The 23,088-nt window shown below is 68.5% G+C and carries 21 protein-coding genes; 1 reads left to right on the forward strand and 20 read right to left on the reverse strand.

Annotated features, from left to right (window positions below; all coding sequences use genetic code 11):
- Positions 1-119: 119 nt before the first annotated feature.
- The 12 genes from QFZ47_RS09085 to QFZ47_RS09140 all read right to left on the reverse strand — a co-directional run bounded on the left by QFZ47_RS09085 (position 120) and on the right by QFZ47_RS09140 (position 12,662).
- Positions 120-884 (reverse strand): enoyl-CoA hydratase, encoded by a 765-nt coding sequence (locus QFZ47_RS09085; protein WP_307655328.1) that lies wholly within the window; start codon positions 882-884, stop codon positions 120-122.
- A gap of 54 nt (positions 885-938) precedes the next feature.
- Entirely contained in the window at positions 939-1,532 is a 594-nt protein-coding gene (locus QFZ47_RS09090; RefSeq protein WP_307655329.1) for a 2-hydroxychromene-2-carboxylate isomerase, read from the reverse strand.
- A gap of 329 nt (positions 1,533-1,861) precedes the next feature.
- Positions 1,862-2,611 (reverse strand): SDR family oxidoreductase, encoded by a 750-nt coding sequence (locus QFZ47_RS09095; protein WP_307655330.1) that lies wholly within the window; start codon positions 2,609-2,611, stop codon positions 1,862-1,864.
- Between the two features lie 2 nt (positions 2,612-2,613).
- Complete coding sequence (locus QFZ47_RS09100) at positions 2,614-3,447, reverse strand: acyl-CoA thioesterase (protein WP_307655331.1); 834 nt, start codon at positions 3,445-3,447, stop codon at positions 2,614-2,616.
- A gap of 32 nt (positions 3,448-3,479) precedes the next feature.
- The gene (locus QFZ47_RS09105) at positions 3,480-4,376 is read right to left on the reverse strand and encodes an alpha/beta hydrolase family protein (RefSeq protein WP_307655332.1); all 897 of its coding nucleotides are present in this window, start codon (positions 4,374-4,376) and stop codon (positions 3,480-3,482) included.
- Positions 4,377-4,542: 166 nt separating this feature from the next.
- Positions 4,543-5,739, reverse strand: coding sequence for an acetyl-CoA C-acyltransferase (locus tag QFZ47_RS09110; protein ID WP_307655333.1), 1,197 nt, complete (start codon positions 5,737-5,739; stop codon positions 4,543-4,545).
- The gene (locus QFZ47_RS09115) at positions 5,736-6,188 is read right to left on the reverse strand and encodes an endonuclease domain-containing protein (protein ID WP_307655334.1); all 453 of its coding nucleotides are present in this window, start codon (positions 6,186-6,188) and stop codon (positions 5,736-5,738) included. Before QFZ47_RS09115 ends, QFZ47_RS09110 begins: the two co-directional genes overlap by 4 nt.
- A 13-nt stretch (positions 6,189-6,201) precedes the next feature.
- Complete coding sequence (locus QFZ47_RS09120; protein ID WP_307655335.1) at positions 6,202-8,625, reverse strand: 3-hydroxyacyl-CoA dehydrogenase/enoyl-CoA hydratase family protein; 2,424 nt, start codon at positions 8,623-8,625, stop codon at positions 6,202-6,204.
- Positions 8,626-8,746: 121 nt separating this feature from the next.
- On the reverse strand, positions 8,747-9,181 hold the full coding sequence (locus QFZ47_RS09125) for a DUF2147 domain-containing protein (RefSeq protein WP_307655336.1): 435 nt from the start codon (positions 9,179-9,181) through the stop codon (positions 8,747-8,749).
- Between the two features lie 39 nt (positions 9,182-9,220).
- Complete coding sequence (locus QFZ47_RS09130) at positions 9,221-11,017, reverse strand: acyl-CoA dehydrogenase C-terminal domain-containing protein (RefSeq protein WP_307655337.1); 1,797 nt, start codon at positions 11,015-11,017, stop codon at positions 9,221-9,223.
- Positions 11,018-11,074: 57 nt separating this feature from the next.
- A complete protein-coding gene (locus QFZ47_RS09135) occupies positions 11,075-11,773 on the reverse strand; it encodes a TetR/AcrR family transcriptional regulator (protein WP_307655338.1) in 699 nt (232 codons plus the stop codon).
- A 130-nt stretch (positions 11,774-11,903) separates the two neighbouring features.
- Positions 11,904-12,662: an SDR family oxidoreductase gene (locus tag QFZ47_RS09140; protein ID WP_307655339.1), complete on the reverse strand. Its 759-nt coding sequence runs from the start codon at positions 12,660-12,662 to the stop codon at positions 11,904-11,906.
- A gap of 130 nt (positions 12,663-12,792) precedes the next feature.
- Between QFZ47_RS09140 and QFZ47_RS09145 the strand changes: the two genes are divergently transcribed.
- Entirely contained in the window at positions 12,793-13,677 is an 885-nt protein-coding gene (locus QFZ47_RS09145) for a LysR family transcriptional regulator (RefSeq protein WP_307655340.1), read from the forward strand.
- Between the two features lie 21 nt (positions 13,678-13,698).
- Here QFZ47_RS09145 and QFZ47_RS09150 read toward each other — a convergent pair whose 3' ends face one another.
- From QFZ47_RS09150 to QFZ47_RS09185, 8 genes are read right to left on the reverse strand one after another with little or no spacing between them, the layout of a single operon-like run.
- Positions 13,699-14,562 carry an isocitrate lyase/PEP mutase family protein gene (locus QFZ47_RS09150; protein ID WP_307655341.1) on the reverse strand — a complete coding sequence of 288 codons (864 nt, stop codon included), beginning with the start codon at positions 14,560-14,562 and terminating at the stop codon, positions 13,699-13,701.
- On the reverse strand, positions 14,559-15,974 hold the full coding sequence (locus QFZ47_RS09155) for an FAD-dependent oxidoreductase (protein WP_307655342.1): 1,416 nt from the start codon (positions 15,972-15,974) through the stop codon (positions 14,559-14,561). The genes QFZ47_RS09150 and QFZ47_RS09155 overlap by 4 nt, the downstream gene beginning before the upstream one ends.
- The gene (locus tag QFZ47_RS09160; RefSeq protein ID WP_307655343.1) at positions 15,971-16,585 is read right to left on the reverse strand and encodes a cysteine hydrolase family protein; all 615 of its coding nucleotides are present in this window, start codon (positions 16,583-16,585) and stop codon (positions 15,971-15,973) included. The genes QFZ47_RS09155 and QFZ47_RS09160 overlap by 4 nt, the downstream gene beginning before the upstream one ends.
- Positions 16,582-18,636, reverse strand: a complete 2,055-nt coding sequence (locus QFZ47_RS09165) for a hydantoinase/oxoprolinase family protein (RefSeq protein WP_307655344.1) — start codon at positions 18,634-18,636, stop codon at positions 16,582-16,584. The genes QFZ47_RS09160 and QFZ47_RS09165 overlap by 4 nt, the downstream gene beginning before the upstream one ends.
- Positions 18,633-20,327 (reverse strand): hydantoinase B/oxoprolinase family protein, encoded by a 1,695-nt coding sequence (locus QFZ47_RS09170; RefSeq protein ID WP_307655345.1) that lies wholly within the window; start codon positions 20,325-20,327, stop codon positions 18,633-18,635. The genes QFZ47_RS09165 and QFZ47_RS09170 overlap by 4 nt, the downstream gene beginning before the upstream one ends.
- Positions 20,320-20,847 carry a LeuD/DmdB family oxidoreductase small subunit gene (locus QFZ47_RS09175; protein WP_307655346.1) on the reverse strand — a complete coding sequence of 176 codons (528 nt, stop codon included), beginning with the start codon at positions 20,845-20,847 and terminating at the stop codon, positions 20,320-20,322. The genes QFZ47_RS09170 and QFZ47_RS09175 overlap by 8 nt, the downstream gene beginning before the upstream one ends.
- Positions 20,844-22,130, reverse strand: coding sequence for a 3-isopropylmalate dehydratase large subunit (locus QFZ47_RS09180; RefSeq protein WP_307655347.1), 1,287 nt, complete (start codon positions 22,128-22,130; stop codon positions 20,844-20,846). The genes QFZ47_RS09175 and QFZ47_RS09180 overlap by 4 nt, the downstream gene beginning before the upstream one ends.
- The gene (locus QFZ47_RS09185; RefSeq protein WP_307655348.1) at positions 22,127-23,083 is read right to left on the reverse strand and encodes a tripartite tricarboxylate transporter substrate binding protein; all 957 of its coding nucleotides are present in this window, start codon (positions 23,081-23,083) and stop codon (positions 22,127-22,129) included. Before QFZ47_RS09185 ends, QFZ47_RS09180 begins: the two co-directional genes overlap by 4 nt.
- Between the last annotated feature and the right edge of the window lie 5 nt (positions 23,084-23,088).

Consider the following 23,088-nt stretch of genomic DNA (forward strand, 5'->3'; position numbering starts at 1 on the left):
GCTACTTTTTCAGTAGCACCGATCTTGCGCCGGCCGGGCATTGCCGTCGATCTTGTCTCTAAAAGTTGCACGGCAGCAGTGTACGCATGCACCGTCTGCGGGCAAGCGTGAAACGCGCCTCAGACCTTCGAGAAATCGGGCTTGCGTTTCTCCATGAAGGCGCCGAAAGCCTCGCGCGCCGCGGGTTCGCGCAGCATGCGGCCGAAGCTCGCGCCTTCTTCGTCCATGCGCTCGAGCACGGCCGGCATCTGCGCCTTCTTCAGCAGCCGCTTGGTCTCGACCAGCGCGCTCAACGGCTTGGCCGCGAGCTTGCGGGCCTGCACCTGCGCGATGGCATTGGCTTCGGTGGGCGGCACGATGCGGTTGACCAGCCCCACTTCGAGCGCGGCCTCGGCCATGAAGGGCTCGCCCAGCAACAGCGCCTCGGCCGCGCGGTGGTAGCCCAGCATCTGCGGCACCAGCAGGCTCGACGCCGCTTCGGGGCACAGGCCCAGGTTCACGAAAGGCATCGAGAACGCCGCGTTGTCGCCCGCGTAGACCAGGTCGCAATGGAACAGCATCGTGGTGCCGATGCCCACGGCCGGGCCGCACACCGACGCGACGACAGGCTTCGGAAAGGCCGCGATGCCGCGCAGGAAGCGAAACACCGGCGAGTCCTTGCCGGCCGGCGGCGCGTTGAGGAAGTCGCCGATGTCGTTGCCGGCGCTGAAGATGGTGGGGTCGCCCTGGATCAGCACGCAGCGCACGGCCGCATCGCCCTCGGCCGCAGCCAGTGCATCGGCGAGCTCGCCGTACATGCTGCTGGTGATGGAGTTCTTCTTGTCGACGCGGTTGAAGGTGAGGGTCATCACACCGGCTTCGGTGTGGACGAGGATGTCGCTCATGGGAATGGTCCTTGGATGAAAACGGTTTATCTGCTTGTTTGGATGGCGGCGCGATCAGGCGTCGAGGGCTTCGCGTACGAAATCCAGGCGGTCCTGGCCCCAGAACATCTGGTCGCCGACGAACATGGTGGGCGCGCCGAACACGCCGCGCGCCACCGCTTCCTGCGTGACGGCCTTCAGGCGGTCCTTCACGTCCTGCGTGCCGGCCAGCGCGAGCAGGGCGGCCGCATCGAAGCCCGCATTCTGCAAGACGCCGGCCACGGTGGCGGGGTCGTTCATGTTCTTCGGCTCGACCCACATCGCATGGAAGACGGCATCGACATACGCGCCGAAGCGCGCCGGCTCCTTCATCTGGAGGCCGGTGGCGCCGCGCATCAGCAGCAGCGTGTTGATGGGGAAGTGCGGGTTGTGCACGAAGGGCACGCCGTAGCGCCTGGCGAAGCGCTGCAGGTCGATGGTCATGTACGGCGCCTTGGGCACCACCTCGGCCGGCGAACGGTTGCCGGTGGCCTGGAACACGCCGCCCAGCAGCATGGGCTTCCACATCAACTCTGCGCCGGTGTCGGCGCACACGTGCGGCAGCTGTGTGGCGGCCAGGTAGGCGGCGGGGCTGCCGAAGTCGAAATAGAAGTCGACTGTCTTTGTCATTGGGGTCTCCTTAGGGGGTGCTCTTGATCTTGGCGCTGTTGTTCAGGGCGCTGTTGTTCAGGGCGCGTGCACAGGACACCGGGTACTCCCCTCCGCGAATGTCCTCCGGCCTGCGGCCTCCCCCTTGATTTCGCTGCGGGGAGCATCCGATGCCCTGTGCACCTGGGCACGCCGCTGGTGCACCGCTGATCAACGACCGCTGCGCATAACGATCACGTCGATGGGGTGCCTTGCGCAGCGAAATAAAGGGGGAGGCCGCAGGCCGGAGGACATTCGCGGAGCAAGGTACCCCGTCGGCGGGAGCGCGCCCTGAACAGCCGGACGTCATCTCAGAACTTCTCCGACCAAGGCCGCAGATCGAGTTCGTGCGTCCAAGCGTCGCGCGGCTGCGAGTGCAGCATCCAGTAGCTGTCGGCGATGTGCTCGGGGTTCAGGATGCCGTCGCTGTCCTTCAGCGCATAGCGCTCGGGGAAATTGCTGCGGATGAACTCGGTGTCGATGGCGCCGTCGACCACCACATGCGCGACGTGAATGCCCTGCGGCCCGAGCTCTCGTGCCATCGATTGGGCCAACGCCCGCAGCGCCATCTTCGCGCCCGAGAAGGCGCCGAAGTTCGCCGCGCCGCGCAGCGACGCCGTGGCGCCCGTGAAGATGATCGTGCCGCGATGCCCGCCCTTCGGCATCTCGCGCGCCACCATTCGCTTGGCCACTTCGCGCCCATTGAGAAAGCCCGAGAAGCAGGCCATCTCCCACACCTTGAAATACTTGCGCGCCGTCTCGTTCAGGATGCTCTCGGGCACGTTGGCGCCGATGTTGAACACCATCACCTCGATCGGCCCGATGGTCGATTCGATCTGCTCGACGAGCGCCACCACTTCCTCTTCCTTGCGCGCGTCGCAGCCGAAGGCGTGGGCGCGCCCGCCGTCGGCCTCGATCTGCGCGACCAGCGGCTGCAGCTTGTCGAGGCTGCGCCGCGTGACGCAGGTGGCAAAGCCTTCGCGTGCGAAGCGGCGGGCAATGGCGCCGCCGGTGGCGTCGCCGGCACCGACGATGAGTGCGGTTTTTTGCATGGAAGTCATCGCTATTCTTTGTAGTAGACGATCTGGTTCGAGGTGGAAAGCAGCACGCCCTGCTCGCTCCACAGATGCGCTGTCTGGTCGAAGAATCCGTTGAAGAACTGCTGCCCCGCCGCGCGGCCCAGCAGGTAGCCCGTGCCGACCTCGGCCAGCTGCGCCGGTCCGGCGTGGAAATACGTCGTGATCGACACTGTGCCCGCCGGCACATGCCTGGCGCGGCGCAGCCAGACGCGCGGATAGAACATGTCGCTCATCGCGGCCAGCGAGGCAAAGTCGAGCGGCCGCGCCTGCGCGTCGCGCAGCCAGATCCGGCTTTCGCTGTGCTGCAGGCTGTCGTCCCACTTCGCGGGAATGCCGCCGCTGAACGGGCGCATCTCGTACTGGTGGATCCACGCCACGCCGGACGGGCCGATGCTCAGGCGCTCGACCGTCTCGGGCCTTGGCGCCTCGGGCATCGGCATGTCGCTCTGGCCCCAGGTCTCGCGGCGCGCGGCCGTGACCACCGTCGCCGTGGTGGTCATGTGGGGCGCGCCGCTGGCGCCGGCCTGCGTGATCTGCACCGTCCAGTGCTGCGTCGAGCGATTGGTGCGCACCGCGGTGGCCTGGATGTCGAAGGCGCCGGCTTCGAGTGCCGCTGCGTAGTTGACGGTCAGCGCGATCGGCGTGCCCAGCACATCCGGATGCTGCATCACCGACTGCAGCGCAAGGGCTGCGGTGGTGCCGCCGAAGGGACCGACCATGTTCCAGTAGTCGGGGCTGGTCATGCCCGTGAAGTGGCCCACGCGGATGTCGCTGTGGTGCAGGGCCAGGGCCTTGTCGAAGGGGTGTTGCGTGCTCATGATGAACTGCAGTGTGCCTCCGATGGATGGCGTCACGCAGTCGTGTGCGGGACGCCGGCTTGCTGCACTGCGGTAAGCGCGGCCAGCCGGTGCAGCTTGTCGACCATGCTCGGCCACAGGCTCTGGCTGAATTGTTCGCGGAAGAAACCGAAGTGCCCGATGCGCCGCGCCTGCACGTCGGCCGGCGCAATGCGCTCCATGGCGCGCGGCGCGCCGGCATAGAAGCTCAGCAGGCTTTCGGTGCCGGCAAGCGTCATGAGTTCGTCGTCGGTGATCGACAGCGCAAGCACCGGGAAGCGCACGCGCCCGTAACTCTGCAGGGCGAGTTCGCCTTCGGCACCCACGCTGTAGCGCGGATGGAGGCACCAGCGCCGCCACTGCAGGATCACGCCGCGCGGCAGGTCGCCCACCTTCTTGAGCCGGCGCCCCGGAAAGTAGCCGCACAGCCGCGTGGCCAGCGGCACGAGCACGAACCAGAAGTAGAGGATGCTGCGCTTGAGCTTCGGCGCGTTCTCGCGCCAGTAGCCGCTGCCGGCCGCAATGCTGACGAGGCCATCGACCTGCCCGGGCCGCTGCAGGAAACCCGGCAGCTGCGCGCCCAGGCTGTGGCCGACGAGGTAGAGCGGCTGTTCGGGCAGCGCGGCCTTGGCGGCGTCGATCACCGCTTCGTAGTCGCGCGCCCAGTCGAACAGGTCGGCCTCGAAGCCGCGCAGCGAGGCGCCGTTGCGCGAATCGCCCGAGCCGCGGTAGTCGAAGGTCCAGACGCGCAGGCCCTGCTGCGCGAGCCACTGCGCGAAGGGTTCGTAGAACGATTGGCGCACGCCCATCGCGCCGCCGATCACGATGCTGGCACGGGCTTCGCCGGCCGGCTCGTAGCGACGCACGGCCACTTGCACGCCGTCGTCGACCGGGAGCTGTTGCGTCTGCATGAAGTTGTCTCCTTCGCTTTTATGAACCATCGGCCGCAATCTTCCCGGCGTAGCGAGCGGGATGAGATGCAAGGCGCGGGTGGCGGGAAACCGGAGCGACCTTCAGGGTCGTGAGGATTTCCCGACGGGCCCCGCAACGCCGCAGATCGCCCGCGCAGTAGCCGCCCTACACGCGCTCGAAGATGCCTGCGGCGCCCTGTCCCATCCCCACGCACATCGTGACCATGCCGTACTTCAGGTTCTCGCGGCGCAGCGCATGCACCACCGTCGCCGCGCGGATCGCGCCCGTCGCGCCGAGCGGATGGCCCAGTGCAATGGCGCCGCCCATCGGATTGACCTTGCTCGGATCGAGGCCCAGCGTGTTGATCACCGCGAGCGATTGCGCCGCGAAGGCCTCGTTGAGCTCGAACCAGTCGATGTCCTCGTGCTTGAGGCCCGCATAGCGCAGCGCGGCCGGAATGGCCTCGATCGGGCCGATGCCCATGATGTGCGGCGGCACGCCCTTGCTGGCAAAGCTCACGAAGCGCGCGAGCGGCGTGAGGCCGTACTGCTTCACGGCCTTTTCGCTCGCGAGGATCAGCGCGCCCGCGCCGTCGGAAGTCTGCGAGCTGTTGCCGGCCGTCACGGTGCCGCGCGCGGCGAACACGGTGCGCAGCTTGGCCAGGCCTTCGAGGCTGGTGTCGGGGCGCGCGCCTTCGTCGAGGTTCACGGTGCGAGTCTTCGCGATCGACTCGCCGGTGGCAAGGTCCGGCGTGCGGTCGGTCACTTCGATGGGCGTGATCTCGCCCGTGAACTTGCCGGCCTTCTGCGCGGCCAGTGCCTTCTGGTGCGAGGCGAGTGCAAATTCATCCTGCGCCTCGCGGCTCACCTTCCACTGCTGCGCCACTTTTTCGGCCGTGAGGCCCATGCCGTAGGCAATGCCCACGTCGCCCTCGCGTTCGAAGATCGAAGGCGACAGCGACGGCGAGTTGCCCATCATCGGCACCATGCTCATGCTCTCGACGCCGGCCGCGATCATCACGTCGGCCTCGCCCACGCGAATGCGGTCCGCAGCCATCTGCACGGCCGACAGGCCCGATGCGCAGAAGCGGTTCACGGTGATGCCGCCGATGCTGGTCGGCAAACCGGCGAGCACCGCGCCGATGCGCGCCACGTTCAGGCCCTGCTGCGATTCGGGAATCGCACAGCCGCAGATGATGTCCTCGATGGCCTTGGGGTCGAGGCCAGGCACGGCGGCGAGCGCCGCCTTGAGCGTGGTCGCGAGCAGGTCGTCGGGCCGGTAGTTACGCAAGTAGCCGCGATGCGACTTGCCGATGGGGGTGCGGGTGGCGGAGACGATGTAGGCGTCTTGAATCTGTTTCATGGCTTCTCTTCAGTCCTTGTATCTTGTCTTGCCCCCTCTCCCGCTTGCGGGAGAGGGCTGGGGTGAGGGTTGTCTTCCTGCAGCGCCTGCAGGATCCGTTCGCGAACGGCATCCGTCTGCGTCAGCACTTCGTTGTTCCAGAACCGGAGGACGCGATAGCCCTGCGCCTCCATGAAGCGTGTCCGGTTCTCGTCATATGCCGCAGCTTCCACATGCTGCCCACCATCCAGTTCGACGATCAGCTTCGCTTCGAGGCATGCAAAGTCTGCGAAATACGGACCGATCGGACGTTGACGACGAAACTTGAAATTGGCAAGGCGGCGGTCGCGCAGGTGGTACCAGAGGAGGGACTCGGCGTCCGTGGGGGCTTCGCGCAATGCTCTTGCCCTCACCCTAGCCCTCTCCCGCTCGCGGGAGAGGGGACCAGACATGCCAGCGTCCTCTTTCATGGTCTGGGCCTGGTCAGTTGCGCACCGGCTTCCCCGTGCTCAGCATCCCCATGATCCGCTCCTGCGTCTTCGGATGCACGATCAGCGAGCAGAACGCCTTGCGTTCCAGCGTCATCAGGTATTCCTCCGTCACTAGCGAGCCCGCATCCACGTCGCCGCCGGTCACCACGTTCGCGATCAGGCTCGCGATGTGGAAGTCGTGCGCGCTGATGAAGCCGCCGTCGCGCATGTTCACGAGCTGCCCCTTGATCGTCGCGGCGCCGCTGCGGCCGGCCACGCGGAATGTGCGTCGCAGCGGCGGGCGGTAGCCCGCGTCGGCCATGGCCTTGGCCTGCTGCAGCGCCACGTAGAGCAGTTCGTCCTTGTTCGGCACGATCACGTCGCTGTCGAGCAGGTAGCCGAGCTTCTTCGAATCGAGCGCGCCGGTGCCGACCTTGGCCATCGCCGCTGCGGTGAAGCCTTCAGTCAGGAACGGCAGCAGGTCGGTGCCTGTGGAGGCCGCTGCGTTCTCCGCGGCGCGGCGAGCGATGTACGTCAGGCCGCCGGCGCCGGGAATCAGGCCCACGCCGACTTCGACCAGGCCGATGTAGCTTTCCATCGCCGCCACACGCTTCGACGAATACACGGCCAGCTCGCAGCCGCCGCCCAGCGCCATGCCGCGCATGGCGGAGACCACCGGCACGCTCGCATAGCGGATCTTGAGCATCACGTTCTGCAGTTCTTCTTCCGCGCCTTCGACGGCGCCGATGCCCGCGACCACAAAGGCCGGCAGCATCGCCTGCAGGTCGGCGCCGACCGAGAACACCTCGTCGGGCGACCAGATCACCAGGCCCTTGTATTCGGCTTCGGCAAGGTCGACCGCAGCGCCAAGCGCTTCGGCCACATCGGGGCTGATGGCGTGCATCTTCGAGTGGATGCTGGCAATCAGCACCTCGCCATCGAGCGTCCACACGCGCACGTCGCCTTCGTCGCTGATCGTCTTGCCCGCGGTGTTGGCGTCGGCCGCATTCGCGCCGAGCACGCTCTCGGGGAACAACTGGCGCTCATGCACCGGCAGCTTGCGCTGCGGAACGAACTGGCCCTGCGACGCGCTCCACGAACCTTCCGGCGTGTGCACGCCGCCGGCCTTGGCCACGGCGCCTTCGAACACCCATTTGGGCAGCGGCACCGTGCTCAGCGCCTTGCCGGCGTCGATGTCTTCCTGCACCCATTGGGCGACCTGCGCCCAGCCGGCTTCCTGCCAGAGCTCGAACGGGCCCTGCTTCATGCCGAAGCCCCAGCGCATCGCAAAATCCACGTCGCGCGCGCTTTCGGCAATGGTCGCCAGGTGCACGGCCGCGTAGTGGAAGCTGTCACGCAAAATCGCCCAGAGGAACTGGCCCTGCGGCCCTTCGCTTTCGCGCAAGAGCTTCAGGCGCTCGCCCGCTGGCTTCTTGAGCATGCGGCCGTACACCTCGTCGGCTTTCGCGCCGGCGGGTACGTATTCGCCGCTTTGCAGATCGAAGCGCAGGATGTCGCGGCCCACCTTCTTGAAGAAGCCGGCCTTGGTCTTCTGGCCCAGGTTGCCCATCTCGAGCAGCTTGGCAAGCACCGGCGGCGTCGAAAAGTTGGCGTAGAACGGGTCGGTCTCTGCATCGAGGTTGTCCTGCAGCGTCTTCACGACGTGGGCCATGGTGTCCAGGCCCACCACGTCGGCCGTGCGGAAGGTGCCCGAGCTCGCGCGGCCCAGCTTCTTGCCGGTGAGGTCGTCCACCACGTCGGGCGTCAAGCCGAACTTCTCGACCTCTTTCAGCGTGGCCAGCATGCCGGCGATGCCCACGCGGTTGGCGATGAAGTTGGGCGTGTCGTGCGCGCGCACCACGCCCTTGCCGAGCGTGCGGGTGACGAAGGCCTCGAGATCGTCGAGCACCTGCGGCTCGGTGGTCGGCGTGTTGATCAGCTCCACCAGGAACATGTAGCGCGGCGGGTTGAAGAAGTGAATGCCGCAGAAGCGCGGCTTCAGCGCTTCGGGCAATGCCTCGCTCAACTTGGTGATCGACAGGCCCGAGGTGTTCGAGGCCAGGATCGAATGCCTGGCGACGTGCGGCGCGATCTTCCTGTAGAGATCGAGCTTCCAGTCCATGCGCTCGGCAATGGCTTCGATGATGAGGTCGCACTCGCCGAGCTTGGCGAGGTCGTCGTCGTAGTTGGCCTGCTCGATGAGCACCGCATCGGCCACGTCGCCGAGCGGCGCGGGCTTGAGTTTCTTGAGGTTGTCGATGGCGCGCGCGACGATGCCGTTCTTCGCCGCACCTTGAGCGACAGCTCCGGTCGCGTCCTTGGCGGCCAGGTCGAACAGCACCACAGGCACGCGCACGTTGACGAGGTGGGCCGCAATCTGCGCACCCATCACGCCGGCGCCGAGCACGGCGACTTTCTTCACTTGGAATCGAGACATAACTGGGCTTTGAAGTGTTGTGTTAATTCGGGGAACACCGTGGAACCGGCTTTGCCGGGCCACCGGTGTTGCCCCCTTGAGGGGGAGGCGGCTACACGAAGTGAGCAGCTACGGGGGTGGGTCAAGGAATGCGGTTCCAGGTTTGAGTGCGCCAGAAAGGCCCTAGGTAGCCACGCACCTCTAGCTTCTTCCCGCCCTCGATCGGCGTGAAGCTCGCGCGGTATTCCTTGCCGTTCTCGGGGTCGAGGATCTTTCCGCCTTCCCAGACGTCCTTGCCCTCGGCCTTCTTGCCGCCGCGGATGATGTCGAGCCCGGTGATGGGCTTTCCCTTGCGGTCGTCGCTGCATTCATCGCAGATCGCGTCGGGCTTGGCGTCCTTCCTCAGCGACTTCTCGATGCGGCCGATGAGCGCGCCATTCGCCTCGCCGATGCGGATCTCGGCCTTGGCCTCGCCGGTCTTGTCGTCGACGTTGCGCCACAGCCCCACGGGCGTGGTCTGGGCGGCGGCGATGACGCAGGTGGCGGCAAGAACAATGGCTGCAAGCGTCGATTTCATGAACGGCTCCCGTTTGGACGATGAGAAAGGACGAAGGCCTCAGGCCAGCGCCGCATCGGTATCCATCAGCACCTTGCTGCCGGCGCGTGCGGTGCGCATCAGCGTTGCGGTCTCGGGGAACAGCTTGGCGAAGTAGAAGCGCGCGGTCTGCAGCTTGGCGACGTAGAACGGGTCGGTGTTGCCGCTCGCGATCTGGCGCAGCGCGACCTGCGCCATGCGGGCGAACAGATAGCCGAACACGAAGTGGCCGGCCACGCGCAGGTAGTCGACCGCGGCGGCGCCCACTTCGTCGGGGTTCTGGAAACCCTTGAAGCCGATCTCGGTCGTGAACTTGGTGAGCTGGTCGCCCAGGCCCGCGATCGGGTTGATGAACTCGGCCATCTTCTCGTTCACGCCCTCTTCTTCCACCAGCCTGGCCACGAGCTTGCCGAACTTCTTGAGCGAGGCGCCGTTGTTGCCCAGCACCTTGCGGCCCAGCAGGTCCAGCGACTGGATGGTGTTGGTGCCCTCGTAGATCATGTTGATGCGGTTGTCGCGCACGAACTGCTCCATGCCCCATTCCTTGATGAAGCCGTGGCCGCCGAACACCTGCATGCAGGCGTTGGTTGCGATGTGGCCGTTGTCGGTGATGAAGGCCTTGACGATGGGCGTGAGCAGCGCCACCAGTTCGCCCGAGTCCTTGCGCACCTTCTCGTCGGGGTGGTGGTGCTCCTTGTCGAGCAGCATCGTGCAGAAGATCTGCAGCGCGCGGCCGCCTTCGGCATACGCCTTGGCGGTGAGCAGCATCTTGCGCACGTCGGGGTGCACGATGATCGGGTCGGCTTCCTTGTCCTTGGCCTTCACGCCGGAGAGCGAGCGCATCTGCGTGCGGTCTTTCGCGTAGGCCAGCGCATTCTGGTAGGCCACTTCGGTCAGGCCGAGCGACTGGTTGCCCACGCCCAGGCGCGCGGCGTTCATCATCACGAACATGGCCTGCAGGCCCTTGTTGGGCTCGCCCACCAGCGTGCCGGTGGCGCCTTCGATCACGATCTGCGCGGTGGCGTTGCCGTGGATGCCCATCTTGTGCTCCAGGCCGGCGCAGAAGATCGGGTTGCGTTCACCCAGCGAGCCGTCGGCCTTGACCTTGTACTTGGGCACCACGAACAGGCTGATGCCCTTGCTGCCCTTGGGCGCATCGGGCAGGCGGGCCAGCACCAGGTGAATGATGTTGTCCGCCATGTCGTGCTCGCCGGCCGAGATGAAGATCTTGCTGCCGGTGATGCGGTAGCTGCCGTCGGGCTGAGGTTCGGCCTTGGTGCGCAAGAGGCCCAGGTCGGTGCCGCAGTGCGGCTCGGTCAGGCACATGGTGCCGGTCCATTCGCCGCTCGTGAGCTTGGGCAGGTAGGTCTTCTTCTGTTCTTCGGTGCCGTGGGCCACCAGCGCCTCATAGGCGCCGTGCGAGAGGCCGGGATACATGGTCCAGGCCTGGTTGGCGCTGTTGAGCATCTCGAACAGGCACTGGTTCACCACGAAGGGCAGGCCCTGGCCACCGAAGGCCGGGTCGCATGACAGCGCGGGCCAGCCGCCTTCGACGTACCTGGCGTAGGCGTCCTTGAAGCCCTTGGGCGTCTTGACTTCGTGCGTGGTCTTGTCGAGCGTGCAGCCCTCTTCGTCGCCGCTGATGTTGAGCGGAAAGGTCACCTCGGCGGCAAACTTGCCGGCTTCCTCGATCACCGCGTTGACGGTGTCGGCATCGGTCTCGGCATGGGCCGGAAGCGCCTTGAGTTCGTCGGCGACGTTGAGCACTTCGTGCAGCACGAACTGCATGTCGCGTACGGGTGGGTTGTAGGTAGGCATCCGGGACTCTCCTGGTCGAAAACTGAAGGGAAAAAGAAAAAGGGGAAAAAGGGCCGGTCAGCGCACCGGCTTGAGCCGGCGGGAGGCGGCGGGCTTGGCCGGCGCCGCGGCTTCGGCGGGCGGCGCATCGGGCGTGGCGCTGCGCGCAAGGATGTTGTCGAAGCCGACGTTCGCGCGGCCGATGGAGCCCGGCACCTGCAGGAAGCGCGCTTCGTAGTGCAGCGCGAGGATCAGGCCGTGGATCTCGAAGGCGAGCTGCCGCTCGTCGGCATCGGCACGCAAGTGGCCCTCGCTCTTGGACTGCACGATGGCGCGCAGCACGGCCGCCTGCCAGATGCTGACCGACTCCACCAGCGCATCGCGCACCGGGCCGGGACGGTCGTCGAATTCGGAAGCGCCGCTGATGTAGATGCAGCCCGAGTCGATCTCGGCCGAGGTGCGCTTCATCCAGTTGGCGAACATGGCGCGCAGGCGCGGCAGGCCGCGCGGCGCCTCGAGCGCGGGAAAGAACACCTCCTGCTCGAAACGTGCGTGATACTCGCGCACCACGGAGATCTGCAGTTCCTCGCGCGAGCCGAAGTGGGCGAAGACGCCCGACTTGCTCATCTTGGTGAGCTCGGCCACCGCGCCGATCGACAGGCCCTCGAGCCCGATCTGCGCCGCCAGCGCCAGCGCGGCGTCGACGATCACGGCCTTGGTCTGCTGGCCCTTCTGGGCGGCGCGGACCGGCTTGGCGGGAACGGCATTGACAGACATCGTGGAAGCTCCGGAATAAAACGAACGGTCGTTCTATTTTGCAGGGCTTTGCACTTTGGGCTGTCAATGACCTTCTGCGATTGAAGGTTAATGGAAGCGCGGCGGGGCCGCCATGCCCCGCTCTGCCGGATCAGAACTCCTGCGACACCGGCCGCAGCACCACCTCGTTGATGTCCACGTCCGCGGGCTGCTCCACGGCATAGACCACGGCGCGCGCCACCGAATCGGCGGGAATCTGGTTGGCTTCGTAGAACGCCTTCACGCCGGCCGCGCTCTCGGCGTCGGTGCTGCCGAACTTCAGCTCCGACTCCACCGCGCCGGGCGAGACGATGGTCACGCGCACGCCGCTGTTGCCCATTTCCACGCGCAGCCCTTCGGAGATGGCGCGCACCGCATGCTTGGTCGCGCTGTAGACGGTGCCGATCGGCGTGAACACCTTGAGCCCCGCGATCGACGCCACGTTGACGATGTGGCCGCTGCCCTGCGCCTGCATGCGCGGCAGCACCGCGGCAATGCCGTAGAGCACGCCCTTGATGTTGACGTCGATGGTGCGATCCCACTCGTCGACCTTGAGCTTGTCGAGCGGCGACAGCGGCATCACGCCCGCGTTGTTGACCAGCACGTCGATGCGGCCGAAGGCCTCGACGGTGGCGGCGGCGAGCTTTTCCAGATCGGCGCGGCGGGCCACGTCGGTGGCCACGGCGATGGCCTCGCCGCCGGCCTCGCGGATGTCGGCGACGACCTTGTCCAGGCGGTCGGTGCGCCGCGCCGCGAGCACCACCTTGGCGCCCCGCGCGGCCAGGTGGCGCGCGGTCGATTCGCCCAGCCCGCTGCTCGCGCCGGTGACGATGGCGACCTTGCCGCGGATGTTGTCTTGAACGGATGTCATGGAAATTCCTTTGGCGTGTGTTGAAGAAGAAGTGCACACAGTGTGGAAAATCCACGCATTCCCGTAAATGAAACTCTGGCGACTTCAGAATTCCCCAATCTGGAACGCACCTCCTCTTGAAAGCATCACCGTGGCCAACCGTCTCGAAGCCCTGCGCGTGTTCTGCACCGCCGCCGCTGCCGCCAACTTCCGCGAGGCCGCCGCGCGCCTGTCCGTCTCGCCGCAGGTGGTGACGCGCGCGGTGCGCGAACTCGAGGAAGAACTGGGCGAGCCGCTGTTCCACCGCAGCACGCGCGGCGTGCGGCTCACCGACTTCGGCCGGCAGCTCGCCGAGCGCGCCCGCGTGGCGGTGGGCAGCGTCGACGAACTGTTCCATCAGATCGACCGGCGCACGCTGTCGCAGCATGCGGGCACGGTGCGGGTCGCGGCGCCGCATGTGTATGCCCGGCTCATTCCGCAGGCGCTGGCGCCACTGCTGGCGGCGCACCCCGGGCTGGTGCTCGACCTGCGCCTGTCGGAGCAGCATGCCGACGTGGTCGACGAGCAGATCGACATCGGCGTGCGCGTCGGGCCGATGCGCGATGCGCGCTTCGTGGCGCGCGCCGTCGGCAGGATGGCGCTGCATGTGGTGGCGGCGCCGGCGCTGATCGACAGAGTGGGCCGGCCGCAGGGCCTCGACGCGCTTTCGGCGCTGCCGCTCACCGCGCTGATCGACCGCGGCTCGGGCCGCCCCTGGCCGTGGGCGTTCAGCAGGCGGCGGGTGGTGACGGTGTCCTCGCCCGCCTTCGTGACCGACAGCATCGATGCCGAATGCGCCGCCGTGCTCGCGGGCGTCGGCTTCGGGCAACTGATCGGGCCGCTGGCCGAACCGTGGCTGCGCACAGGCGCGATGCTGCCCGTGCTGGAGGCCGAGGCGCCCGAGCCCTGGCCGATCCACGTCTACCGCCCGCAGCGCGCGCCGGTGCCGGCACGGGTGCGGCTGGTGTACGACGAGCTGGTGCGGGTGCTGCGCTGAGCGCGCCGTGTCCGCGGCTCGTCAGTCGTACTTCTGGCCGGTGCGCATCAGCTCCGGCGTGCCGATCACCTCGTTGAGCGCGTCGAAGTCCAGCATCCGCGGCCGCCACGGCTGCGTGGTGCGGTGCTGGTGCAGGCTCGCGTAGTAGCCCTGCAGCGTGTGCGCCACCGCGCGCGCCGTGCCGCCCGGAAAGATCGCGATGCGAAAGCCATGCTGCTGCAGCGCATCGGCGTCCTGGATCGGCGTCTTGCCGCCTTCGACCATGTTGGCCAGCAGCGGCACGCGCTCGCCGAAGCGCTGGCAGGCGGCATCCATCTGCGCGGGCGAGCGCAGCGCCTCGATGAAGAGCGCATCCACGCCGCAGGCCAGGTACGCCTCGGCACGGTCGAGCGCGGCCTCCAGCCCTTCGACGGCCACGGCATCGGTGCGCGCGAGGATCAGCGTATTGCTCGACACGCGCGCATCGAGCGCGGCCTTGAGCTTGCCGATCATCTCGCGCTCGGGCACCACGGCCTTGCCGTCGAGGTGGCCGCAGCGCTTGGGAAAGGTCTGGTCCTCGATCTGCACCATCGCCGCACCCGCGCGCTCGAAGCCGCGCACGGTGCGCTGCGTGTTGAGCGCGTTGCCGAAGCCGGTGTCGGCATCGACGATCACCGGCAGGCTCACGCGCTCGGTGATGCGCCCGAGCGTGTCGGCCACCTCGGTGAAGGTGGTGAGGCCGATGTCGGAGCGGCCCAGGCGCGTGTAGGCAATGGAGGCGCCCGAGAGGTACAGCGCCTCGAAGCCGGCCTGCTCGGCCACCAGTGCGCTGAGCGCGTCGTACACGCCGGGCGCGAGCACGATGTCCTTGCGCGCGAGCCGGGTCTTGAGGGAGGGGTTCGTCATTTGGACGCTTTCGTCGATTGGATCAGTGCGGCAGCGGTGCGTGCCGCGATGTAGCCGCCGGCCACCGCGCTCAGCAGGCCGTTGCCGGAGAGATAGCCCCAGACCGCATCGCCCGAGACGCCGCCAGCCGCGCCGCCGGCGGCAAGCAGATTCGGAAAGGGCGTGCCGTCGTGCCGCAGTACGCGCATGTCGGGCGCGGTGTCGAGGCCGCCTTGGGTGTGGAACAACGCGCCCGTGACCTTCACTGCGAAGTACGGCGCTTCGAGTGCGCGCGCGAACACGCGGCCATCGGGTGCCGGCGTGCCGGCGCGCATGGCATCGAGCGTGGCTTGCAGCATCGAAGGCTCGCAGCCGATGCAGTCCGCCAGCGCGGCCACCGTTTCGCAGCGGCGCAGCGCGCCCGCCGCTTCGGCCTCGCAGAAATCAGGAAAGCCCCGCGCCAGTGCAAGCAGCGGCGCGTCGAACACGTTCCACGCAATGCCGCCCGGCTGCGCGAGCACATGCACGGCGGCTTCCGAGTAGCCCTCTGTCTCGTCGTGAAAGCGCCGGCCTTCGCGGTTGATCTGCACGCCGCCTTCCATCATCACGGCCCAGGACATCAGCGCGCCCTGCGGCGTGACCCACGAGCCATGGCCCTGGTAGCCGCCAAGATCACGCAAGCGCGCGCCCAGCGCTTCGCCCCAGAGGATGGCGCTGCCGTCGTTGCCGGCGTGGCCGCCGAAGCTGGCCTCGGCCATCTCGGGCAGCAGCGCGCGCACCATTTCCGCATTGCCGCCGAAGCCGTTGCAGGCGAGCAGCAGCGCGTCGCACGCCAAGGTCTCGCGGCCGCCGTCGGGGCGCACATACTCGATGCCGATCACGCAGTCTTCGCCGTCGAGCACCAGCGTGTCGACCAGCGCCTCTGCCAGCACCGGAATGCCCGCCGCCTCGGCGGCCGCCTGCAGCGCCGCCATCAGCGATGCGCCGGTCTTCTGCGGCAGCGCATGCATCCGATGAACGCTGTGGCCCGGGTAGAGAAAGCCGTCGAGCAGCATCCACTGCAGGCCGTGCCGCTCCTGCAGCGCATCGAGCGCCGGGCCGATGGAGGCTGCGTAGGCCTCGACCAGCGCAGGCGCCGCGCGGCCGTGGGCCTTGGCCTGGATGTCGGTGGCAAAGCGCTCGGCGCTGTCGCCCTGCACGCCGTGCGCCCGCTGCGTGCGCGTGCCGGGCGCGGGAATGAAGCCCGAGGACAGCGCGGTCGAGCCGCTCGGCAGCGCGTCGCGCTCGAGCACCACGCAGTCCACGCCCGCATCGGCCAGCATCAGCGCGGCCGTGAGCCCGCAGGCGCCGCCCCCGACGATGGCCACCGGCACATGCACGTCGGCCTCGGCCTGCGCCGCGCGGCGGATGAGGCGCGAGGGGCTTCCAGTCATGCGAGCGATGCAGTGAACGCCGCGCAGTCGGTCACCTCGGCCACGTTGCGCATGTCGGCCAGCGAGGTCTGGTGGCGCTCTTCGCCGAAGGCCGCGCAGCCGTCGGCCAGCACCAGCGTGCGGTAGTCGCGCATGTGGGCGTCGCGCACGGTGCTGGCCACGCCGCCATTGGTCACGATGCCGCACACGGCCACGGTGTCGATGCCCGCGCGGCGCAGCACCCAGTCGAGCTGGGTGTTGAAGAAGGCCGAGTACGCGACTTTGCTGACCGCCACGTCGACGAGCCCGGCCAGCGCATCGACGTTCGCCTGGCCCCAGCTGCCGGGCGCGAAGTCGCCCTTCTTCAGATAGGGGCGCAGCGCCTTCAGGTGCGGCGACACCATCGGCTCGCCGGCTGCATCAGGCCACAGCGTGAACTGGCTCGCGGCCACCAGGCCGCCGGCCGCCTTGAGCGCACGCGCCACCGCGGCCACGCGCACCGGCAGCAGCAGTGCGGGCAGGTTGGTGTCGCCGCCGCGCGCGTAGGCGCCCTTGGCATCGAGAAAATCGTTCTGCAGGTCGATGACGACCAGCGCCGTCTTCGCCGCGATCGGTTTCGTCGTTGCGCTCATGACCGCCTCACCAGCAGGTTGCCGTGCGCGTCGACCTCGGCATGGAAGCCGGGCTCGAGCCACACGGTGGTGTCGGCCTGCTCGAGGATCGCAGGCCCTTCGATGCGCGCAGCCACCGGCAGTTCGAGCCGCGCGTAGCGCACGGCCTCGTGCCATTGGCCGTGGTGGAACACGCGCTGCATGCCCAGCGGCGCGGTGCTGCCCTGCCCTTCGGGCGCCAGCACCTTCAGGTCGAACTTGGGCCGCACGCCAATGCGCGCGTAGCGCAGGTTCATCACGCGGATCGGGATGCCGTCGAGCACCCGGCCGAAGGCGGCGCTGTAGCTGGCCTCGAATGCGGCACGGATGGATGGCGCGGTGATCGGCGTGCTGCTTGCATCGGCCAGCACCACGGGCAGCGTGTGCGTCTGGCCCGCATAGAGCATATCGAGCGCGATCACCTCGCGCACTTCGTCGAAGCGCACGCCCGAGGAGTCGAGCCGCTGCTGGCACGCCGCCGAGAGTTCGTCGATGCGACGCTGCAAGTCGGCCACGTCGAGTTCGGCGAGCGGCTTGTTGAGGGTCTGCACCGCGTCGTGGCGCATATCGGCGATCACGCAACCGAGGGCCGAAGTCACGCCGGGATAGCGCGGCACGATGCCCGTGGCCACGCCCACCTCGCGCATCATCGCGCACACATGCAACGCGCCGCCACCGCCAAAGGGCATGTAGGCGAAGCGGCGCGGATCGTGCCCGCGCTCGATCGACACGAGGCGGATTGCGCCCGCCATGCGCGCATTGGCCACGGTCAGGATCGCCTCGGCCGCGGCGTGCACGTCGAGGCCCAGCGGGCGCGCGACGTGCACCTCGATTGCCTGGCGCGACTTCTGCGCATCGAGCGCCGCGAGCAGCCCGCCACCCAGCGGCCGGTCGGCGGCGATGCGGCCGAGCAGCACGTTCGCATCCGTCACGGTCGGGCGCATGTTGCCGCGCCCGTAGCATGCCGGCCCCGGCACGCTGCCGGCGGACTCGGGGCCGACCTGCAGCATGCCGCTCGCATCCACGGAAGCGATGGAGCCGCCGCCGGCGCCGATGGTCTCGATCTGGATCATCGGCGAGCGGATCACCATGCCGAACTCGATGGCGGTCTGCGCGGCCAGCGCGGCCTCGCCGTTGGCCACCAGCGACACGTCGAACGAAGTGCCGCCCATGTCGCCCGTGATCGCGTTGGGAAAACCCGCCGCGCGCGCGATGGCCGCGCAGGCGATCACGCCGGCCGCCGGGCCCGAGAGCGCGGTGCGCACCGGCAGGTCGCTCGCGGTCTGGCGCGACATCACGCCGCCGTTGCTCTGCACCACCAGCAGCTCGCCCGCGAAGCCCTGCGCGCGCAGGTCGGCTTCGAGGCGGCCGAGGTAGCTGCCGACCACCGGCTGCAGCGCCGCATTGAGCGTCGCGGTCGAGCAGCGTTCGAACTCGCGGATCTCGGGCAGCACTTCGCTGGCCGAGGTGACGTGCGGGTTGGGCCACAACTCGCGCACGGCCGCCACGGCAAGCCGTTCGTTCTCGGCGTTGGCGTAGGTGTTGATGAAGAACACGCAGACCGCCTCGCAGCCCGCTTCGAGCAGCGAGCGTGCTTCGGCGCGCACCTGGTCCAGGTCGACCGGCGTGTGCAGCGTGCCGTCGGCCAGCACGCGCTCGTCGACTTCGCGGCGCAGGTCGCGCGGCACCACCGGCACGAAGCTGCCGCGCAGGCCCCAGGTCTCGGGCCGGTCGCGGCGGCGCATCTCGAGCACGTCGCGAAAGCCGCGCGTGGTGATGATGCCGGTGCGAGCCACCTTGCGTTCGAGCAGCGCGTTGGTGCCGACGGTGGTGCCGTGCACGATGGTGGCGATGGCCGCCGCCGAGTCGGCCACGCGCGCCACGCCGTTCATGAAGCCGCGCGCTTCCTCGCCGCGCGTGGAGGGCACCTTGACGATGCGCGCGCTGCCGTTGGCTTCGTCGAGCACGAACAGGTCGGTGAAGGTGCCGCCGACATCAACGCCGACGACGAGAGAATTGCCTGTGGGAGTCATTCGGGTGCTTTCTGCTTGCTGTCGGTGACGTAGCCCATCGCGGCATCGGCGGCGCGTTGCGACGAGAGACGCTCGCTGGCACGGCCCCAGCCGCCGCCGCCGGGCGTTTCGAGCCGCACGCGCTCGCCGCGCGCGAGCTGAATGCCGCGCATCTTCGACACCATGGGCGGCGTGTGCCACGCGCCCGCGTTCTCGTAGCGGAACACGTTGAGGGCGCCCGAGCCGCCGCCCGCGATGCCCTTGGGCGGCGAGGTGCCGCGCTCGCCGAAGACGAACACCTCGGCGTCCTTTTCGAGCAGCTCGATCTCGTAGACGGCGCCGAGGCCGCCGCGATGTCTGCCATCGCCGCCCGAGTCGGCGCGCAGCGACCACTCGGTGAAGCGCACGGGGTAGGCGGCCTCGAGGATTTCGAGCGGCGGGATCGTCGCGGTCGAGATCGGCGCGTTGCCGTGCGAGAGGCCGTCGCCGCCCGAATGGCCGCCGTGCCCGCCGCCGAAGAAGCTGAACATCACCCAGCGCTGGCCTTCGCGGCCCTTGTCGCTGCGGTGGCCTGCGATCGACAGCGCGTTGATGGTGCCGTAGGCCTGCGCCACGGCGCGCGTGGGGTCGGCCCGCGCGGCGGCGCTGAAGATCACGTCGATCATGCGCAAGATGGTCTCGGTGTAGCCGCCGACCGGGCGCGGGCGCTCGGCGCTGATCACCAGCTTGTCGGGAATCACGAAGTCGACCGCGTCGAGCACGCCGGCGTTCGCGGGCACGTCGGGGAACAGGTGCTTGAGCGCGACGTAGCAGGCCGCGACCGCCGTGGCGCGCGAGATGTTCACCGGCCCCGCGCATTGCGGCGAGGTGCGCGAGAAGTCGAGCGTGAGCCGGTCGCCGGCCACCGTCATGTCGAGCGCGATGGTCAGCGGCTGGTTGACGATGCCGTCGTTGTCGAGCACGTCCTCGAAGCTGTAGCGGCCGTCGGGCAGCGAGGCGATGTGCGAGCGCATGAGGCGCAGCGCGCGTCCGCGCAGCTCGCCGAGCGCATTCAGCACCAGGTCGTCGCCGTATTCGTCGAGCAGGCCGTGCAGCCGCTTGGCACCGAGCTCCAGCGCGGCGAGCTGGCCGTTGAGGTCGCCCCAGAGGCTGTCGGGCAGGCGCGTGTTGGCCTGCAGGATGGCGAGCACGTCGGCATCGAGCACACCGCCCTGCACGATGCGCACGGGCGGAATCTGCACCGCCTCCTGCCAGCATTCGGTGGCCGCGGGGTTGTAGTTGCCGGGCACCGCACCGCCCACGTCGTGCCAGTGCGCGGCCGAGGCCATGTAGCAATACAGCTTGCCGTTGCGGAAGAAGGGCTTGACCAGCTTGAAGTCGTTGGCGTGCGTGCCGCCGTCGTAGGCGTCGTTGCTGATCCAGATGTCGCCCTCCTTCATGCCGCCGCGTGGCGTGGCCGCCTTGGCGGTGGCGCGCACCGCGAAGGCCATGGCGCCCACGAACACCGGCAGGCCCGACTTGCCCTGCACCAGCGTGTCGCCGGTCGTGGCGTCGTACAGGCCGTGGCAGGCGTCGTGCGCCTCGGCAATGATGGGGTTGAACGCGCTGCGGTAGAGCGTGGCGTCCATCTCGTCGGCCACCTGTTCGAGGCGGCCGCGCAGCACGGCGAGCGTGACGGGGTCGATCGTCGCAGCGGAAGAAGGGTCAGACATTGCTTGCTTTCTGAGGGTCCGGGGAGCCGCCACGCTGGCGTAACTGGTTCATCAATCCGCCGGCGCGGACCATGTCCATGAGGAATCCGGGCACGGACTCGCAGGCCAGCCGCGCGCCGCCAGGCGAGACGACGGCGGGCACCGTGGTGTCCAGGGCGATGCGCTCGCCATCGTTCAGCGACTCGGCTTCGGCGCAGGTCAAGAGCAGCAGGCCCACGTTGAAGGCATTGCGGAAATACAGGCCGCTGTAGGAGGGGGCAATCACCGCGGCCACGCCCAATTGCACGAGCACGGCCGCAGCCTGCTCGCGCGACGAGCCAATGCCGAAGTTGGGACCGGCCACGATCACATCGCCGGGGCGCACCCCGCGCGCAAAATCGGGGCGCACGGCTTCGAGGCAATGCTTCGCGATCACATCGATGCCGTGCTTCATCGCATGGCCGGGCGCGAGCGCATCGGTGTCGATATCGGCGCCCAGGCGCCAGACGCGGTGCAGGCGGTGCAGGCTTTCCGCGGTCATGCGAGCACCTCGCGCGGGTCGGTCACGCAGCCGCGCAGTGCGGCCGCCGCCACCGTGTAGGGCGAGCCCAGGTACACCTGCGCGGTCGGCGAGCCCATGCGGCCCTTGAAGTTGCGTGCCGTGGTCGAGATCACCGTGATGCCGTCGCCCATCGGATCGCCGTAGCCCGAGCAGGCGCCGCAGGCGGTCGGGAAGAGTTCGGCACCGGCGTCCATCAGCACCTGCAGCACGCCCTCTTCGCGCGCCCGCTCCTGGTCGTGCAGGCTGGCCGGCGCCACGATCAGGCGGATGCCCGCCGCCACCTTGTGGCCGCGCAGCACCTGGGCCGCGGCGCGCAGGTCGTCGAGCTTGGCGCCGGTGCAGGCGCCGATGTAGGCCACGTCGACATGCGTGCCCAGGTAGCGGCTCACGCCGTGCGCGTTGGCCGGGCTGTGCGGCGCGGCGACGTAGGGCTCGAGCGTGGCGGCGTCGAAGCGGTGGTGCGTGAGCGCGGCGCCTTCGTCGGTAAACCAGGGTGCCATGTCGACTGGCGGGGCGCCGGCTTGCGCGAGGAACGCGGCGGTGGTGGCATCGGGCGCGATCAGGCCGGCCTGCGCGCCCAGCTCGGCGCTCATGTTGGAGAGCGTCATGCGCTCCTGCATCGACAGCGCGGCGACGGCCGGGCCGGCGAACTCCACCGCCTGGTAGCGCCCGCCGTTCATGCCGAAGCGGCCGATCATGTGCAGCATCATGTCCTTGGCGGTCACGCCGGCAGAAAGCGCGCCGTCCCACCACATGCGGATGGTTTCGGGCACGCGCAGCCAGATCTCGCCGGTGACCATCACGCCCAGCATCTCGGTGCTGCCGATGCCGAACATGTAGGCGCCGAATGCGCCGCCCGTGGGCGAATGCGAATCGCCGCCCACGCACAGCATGCCGGGGCGGATGTGGCCGTGCTGCGGCACCACCACGTGGCAGATGCCCTGGCTGTCGTAGACGTGCGGCAGCTGCTGCTCGCGCGCCCAGTCGCGCGCAATGCGCACGATGCGGCGCGAGTCGTCGTCGCGCTCGGGCACGTAGTGGTCCATGACAAGCACCACGCGGGAGCGGTCCCAGATCTGCGCGCCGAGCTCCTCGAGCATCGGCTGCAGCCGGCGCGGGCCGGAGGAGTCATGGAACATGGCCATGTCGACGCCGCAGGTCACGATCTCGCCCACCGCCACCTGCGCGCGGCCGCTGGCGCGCGCGATGAGCTTCTGCGCCAGCGTCTGTGCCGGCGCGCGGTCTGGAGCATTGAAGGTCATTCCGGCTTGGCTCCCGAGAACTTGACGACCTGGGCCCAGCGCACGATCTCGCTCTGCACGAAGGCGGAGAACTGCTCGGACGAGTTGCCCACCGGGATCGCGCCCTCGGTGTCGAGGCGCTGGCGCATGTCGGCCTGCTGCAGCGCATGGCGCGCGGCATCGCCGATCTGCTTTATGCGGTCCGCCGGCATGCGGGCCGGGCCGAAGAGGCCGAACCACGCGCTCGACTCGTAGCCCGGCAGCGCCTCGGCAATGGCGGGCACGTCGGGAAAGGCCGCAAGCCGCCTGGCCGTGGTCACGCCCAGTGCCCTGAGCTTGCCGGCCTGGATGTGCGCCTTGACGTTGCCCACGGCTGCGAACATCAGCTGCACCTGGCCGGCGAGCACATCTTGCACGGCGGGCGAGGTGCCCTTGTAGGGAATGTTCACGATGTCGACGCCCGACTGCATCTTGAAGGCCTCGCCCGCCATGTGCAGCGACGAGCCCACCGCGCCGATCGCAAAGTTGAGCTGGCCCGGCTTCGCCTTGGCGAGTGCGATGAGTTCGCGCACGTCCTTTGCGGGCACCGACGGGTGCGCGACCAGGATCGAGGGCGAGGTCGCCACGCACGTGAGCGCGGTGAAGTCCTTCACCGGGTCGAACGGCAGCGCCGGGTAGAGCGTGGCGTTGATCGCGTGGCTGGTGAAGCTCATCAGCAGCGTGTTGCCGTCGGGCGCGGCCTTGGCCACGGCATCGGCCGCGATGTTGCCGCCCGCGCCGGGCCTGTTCTCGACGATCACCGTGCGGCCCAGCGCCGGGCCCATGCTGACGGCCAGCGAACGCGCCAGCGTGTCGGTCGAGCCGCCCGCCGGCGCACCGACGAGGATGCGCACCGGCGCGTTGCCGATCTGCGCGAAGGCGCTGCCGGCCCATGCGGCGGCCAGTGGAAAAAGAAGGGTGTCGCGTCTCTTCATGTGTC

Source organism: Variovorax paradoxus, from assembly GCF_030815975.1.
Classification (GTDB): Bacteria; Pseudomonadota; Gammaproteobacteria; order Burkholderiales; family Burkholderiaceae_C; genus Variovorax; species Variovorax paradoxus_N.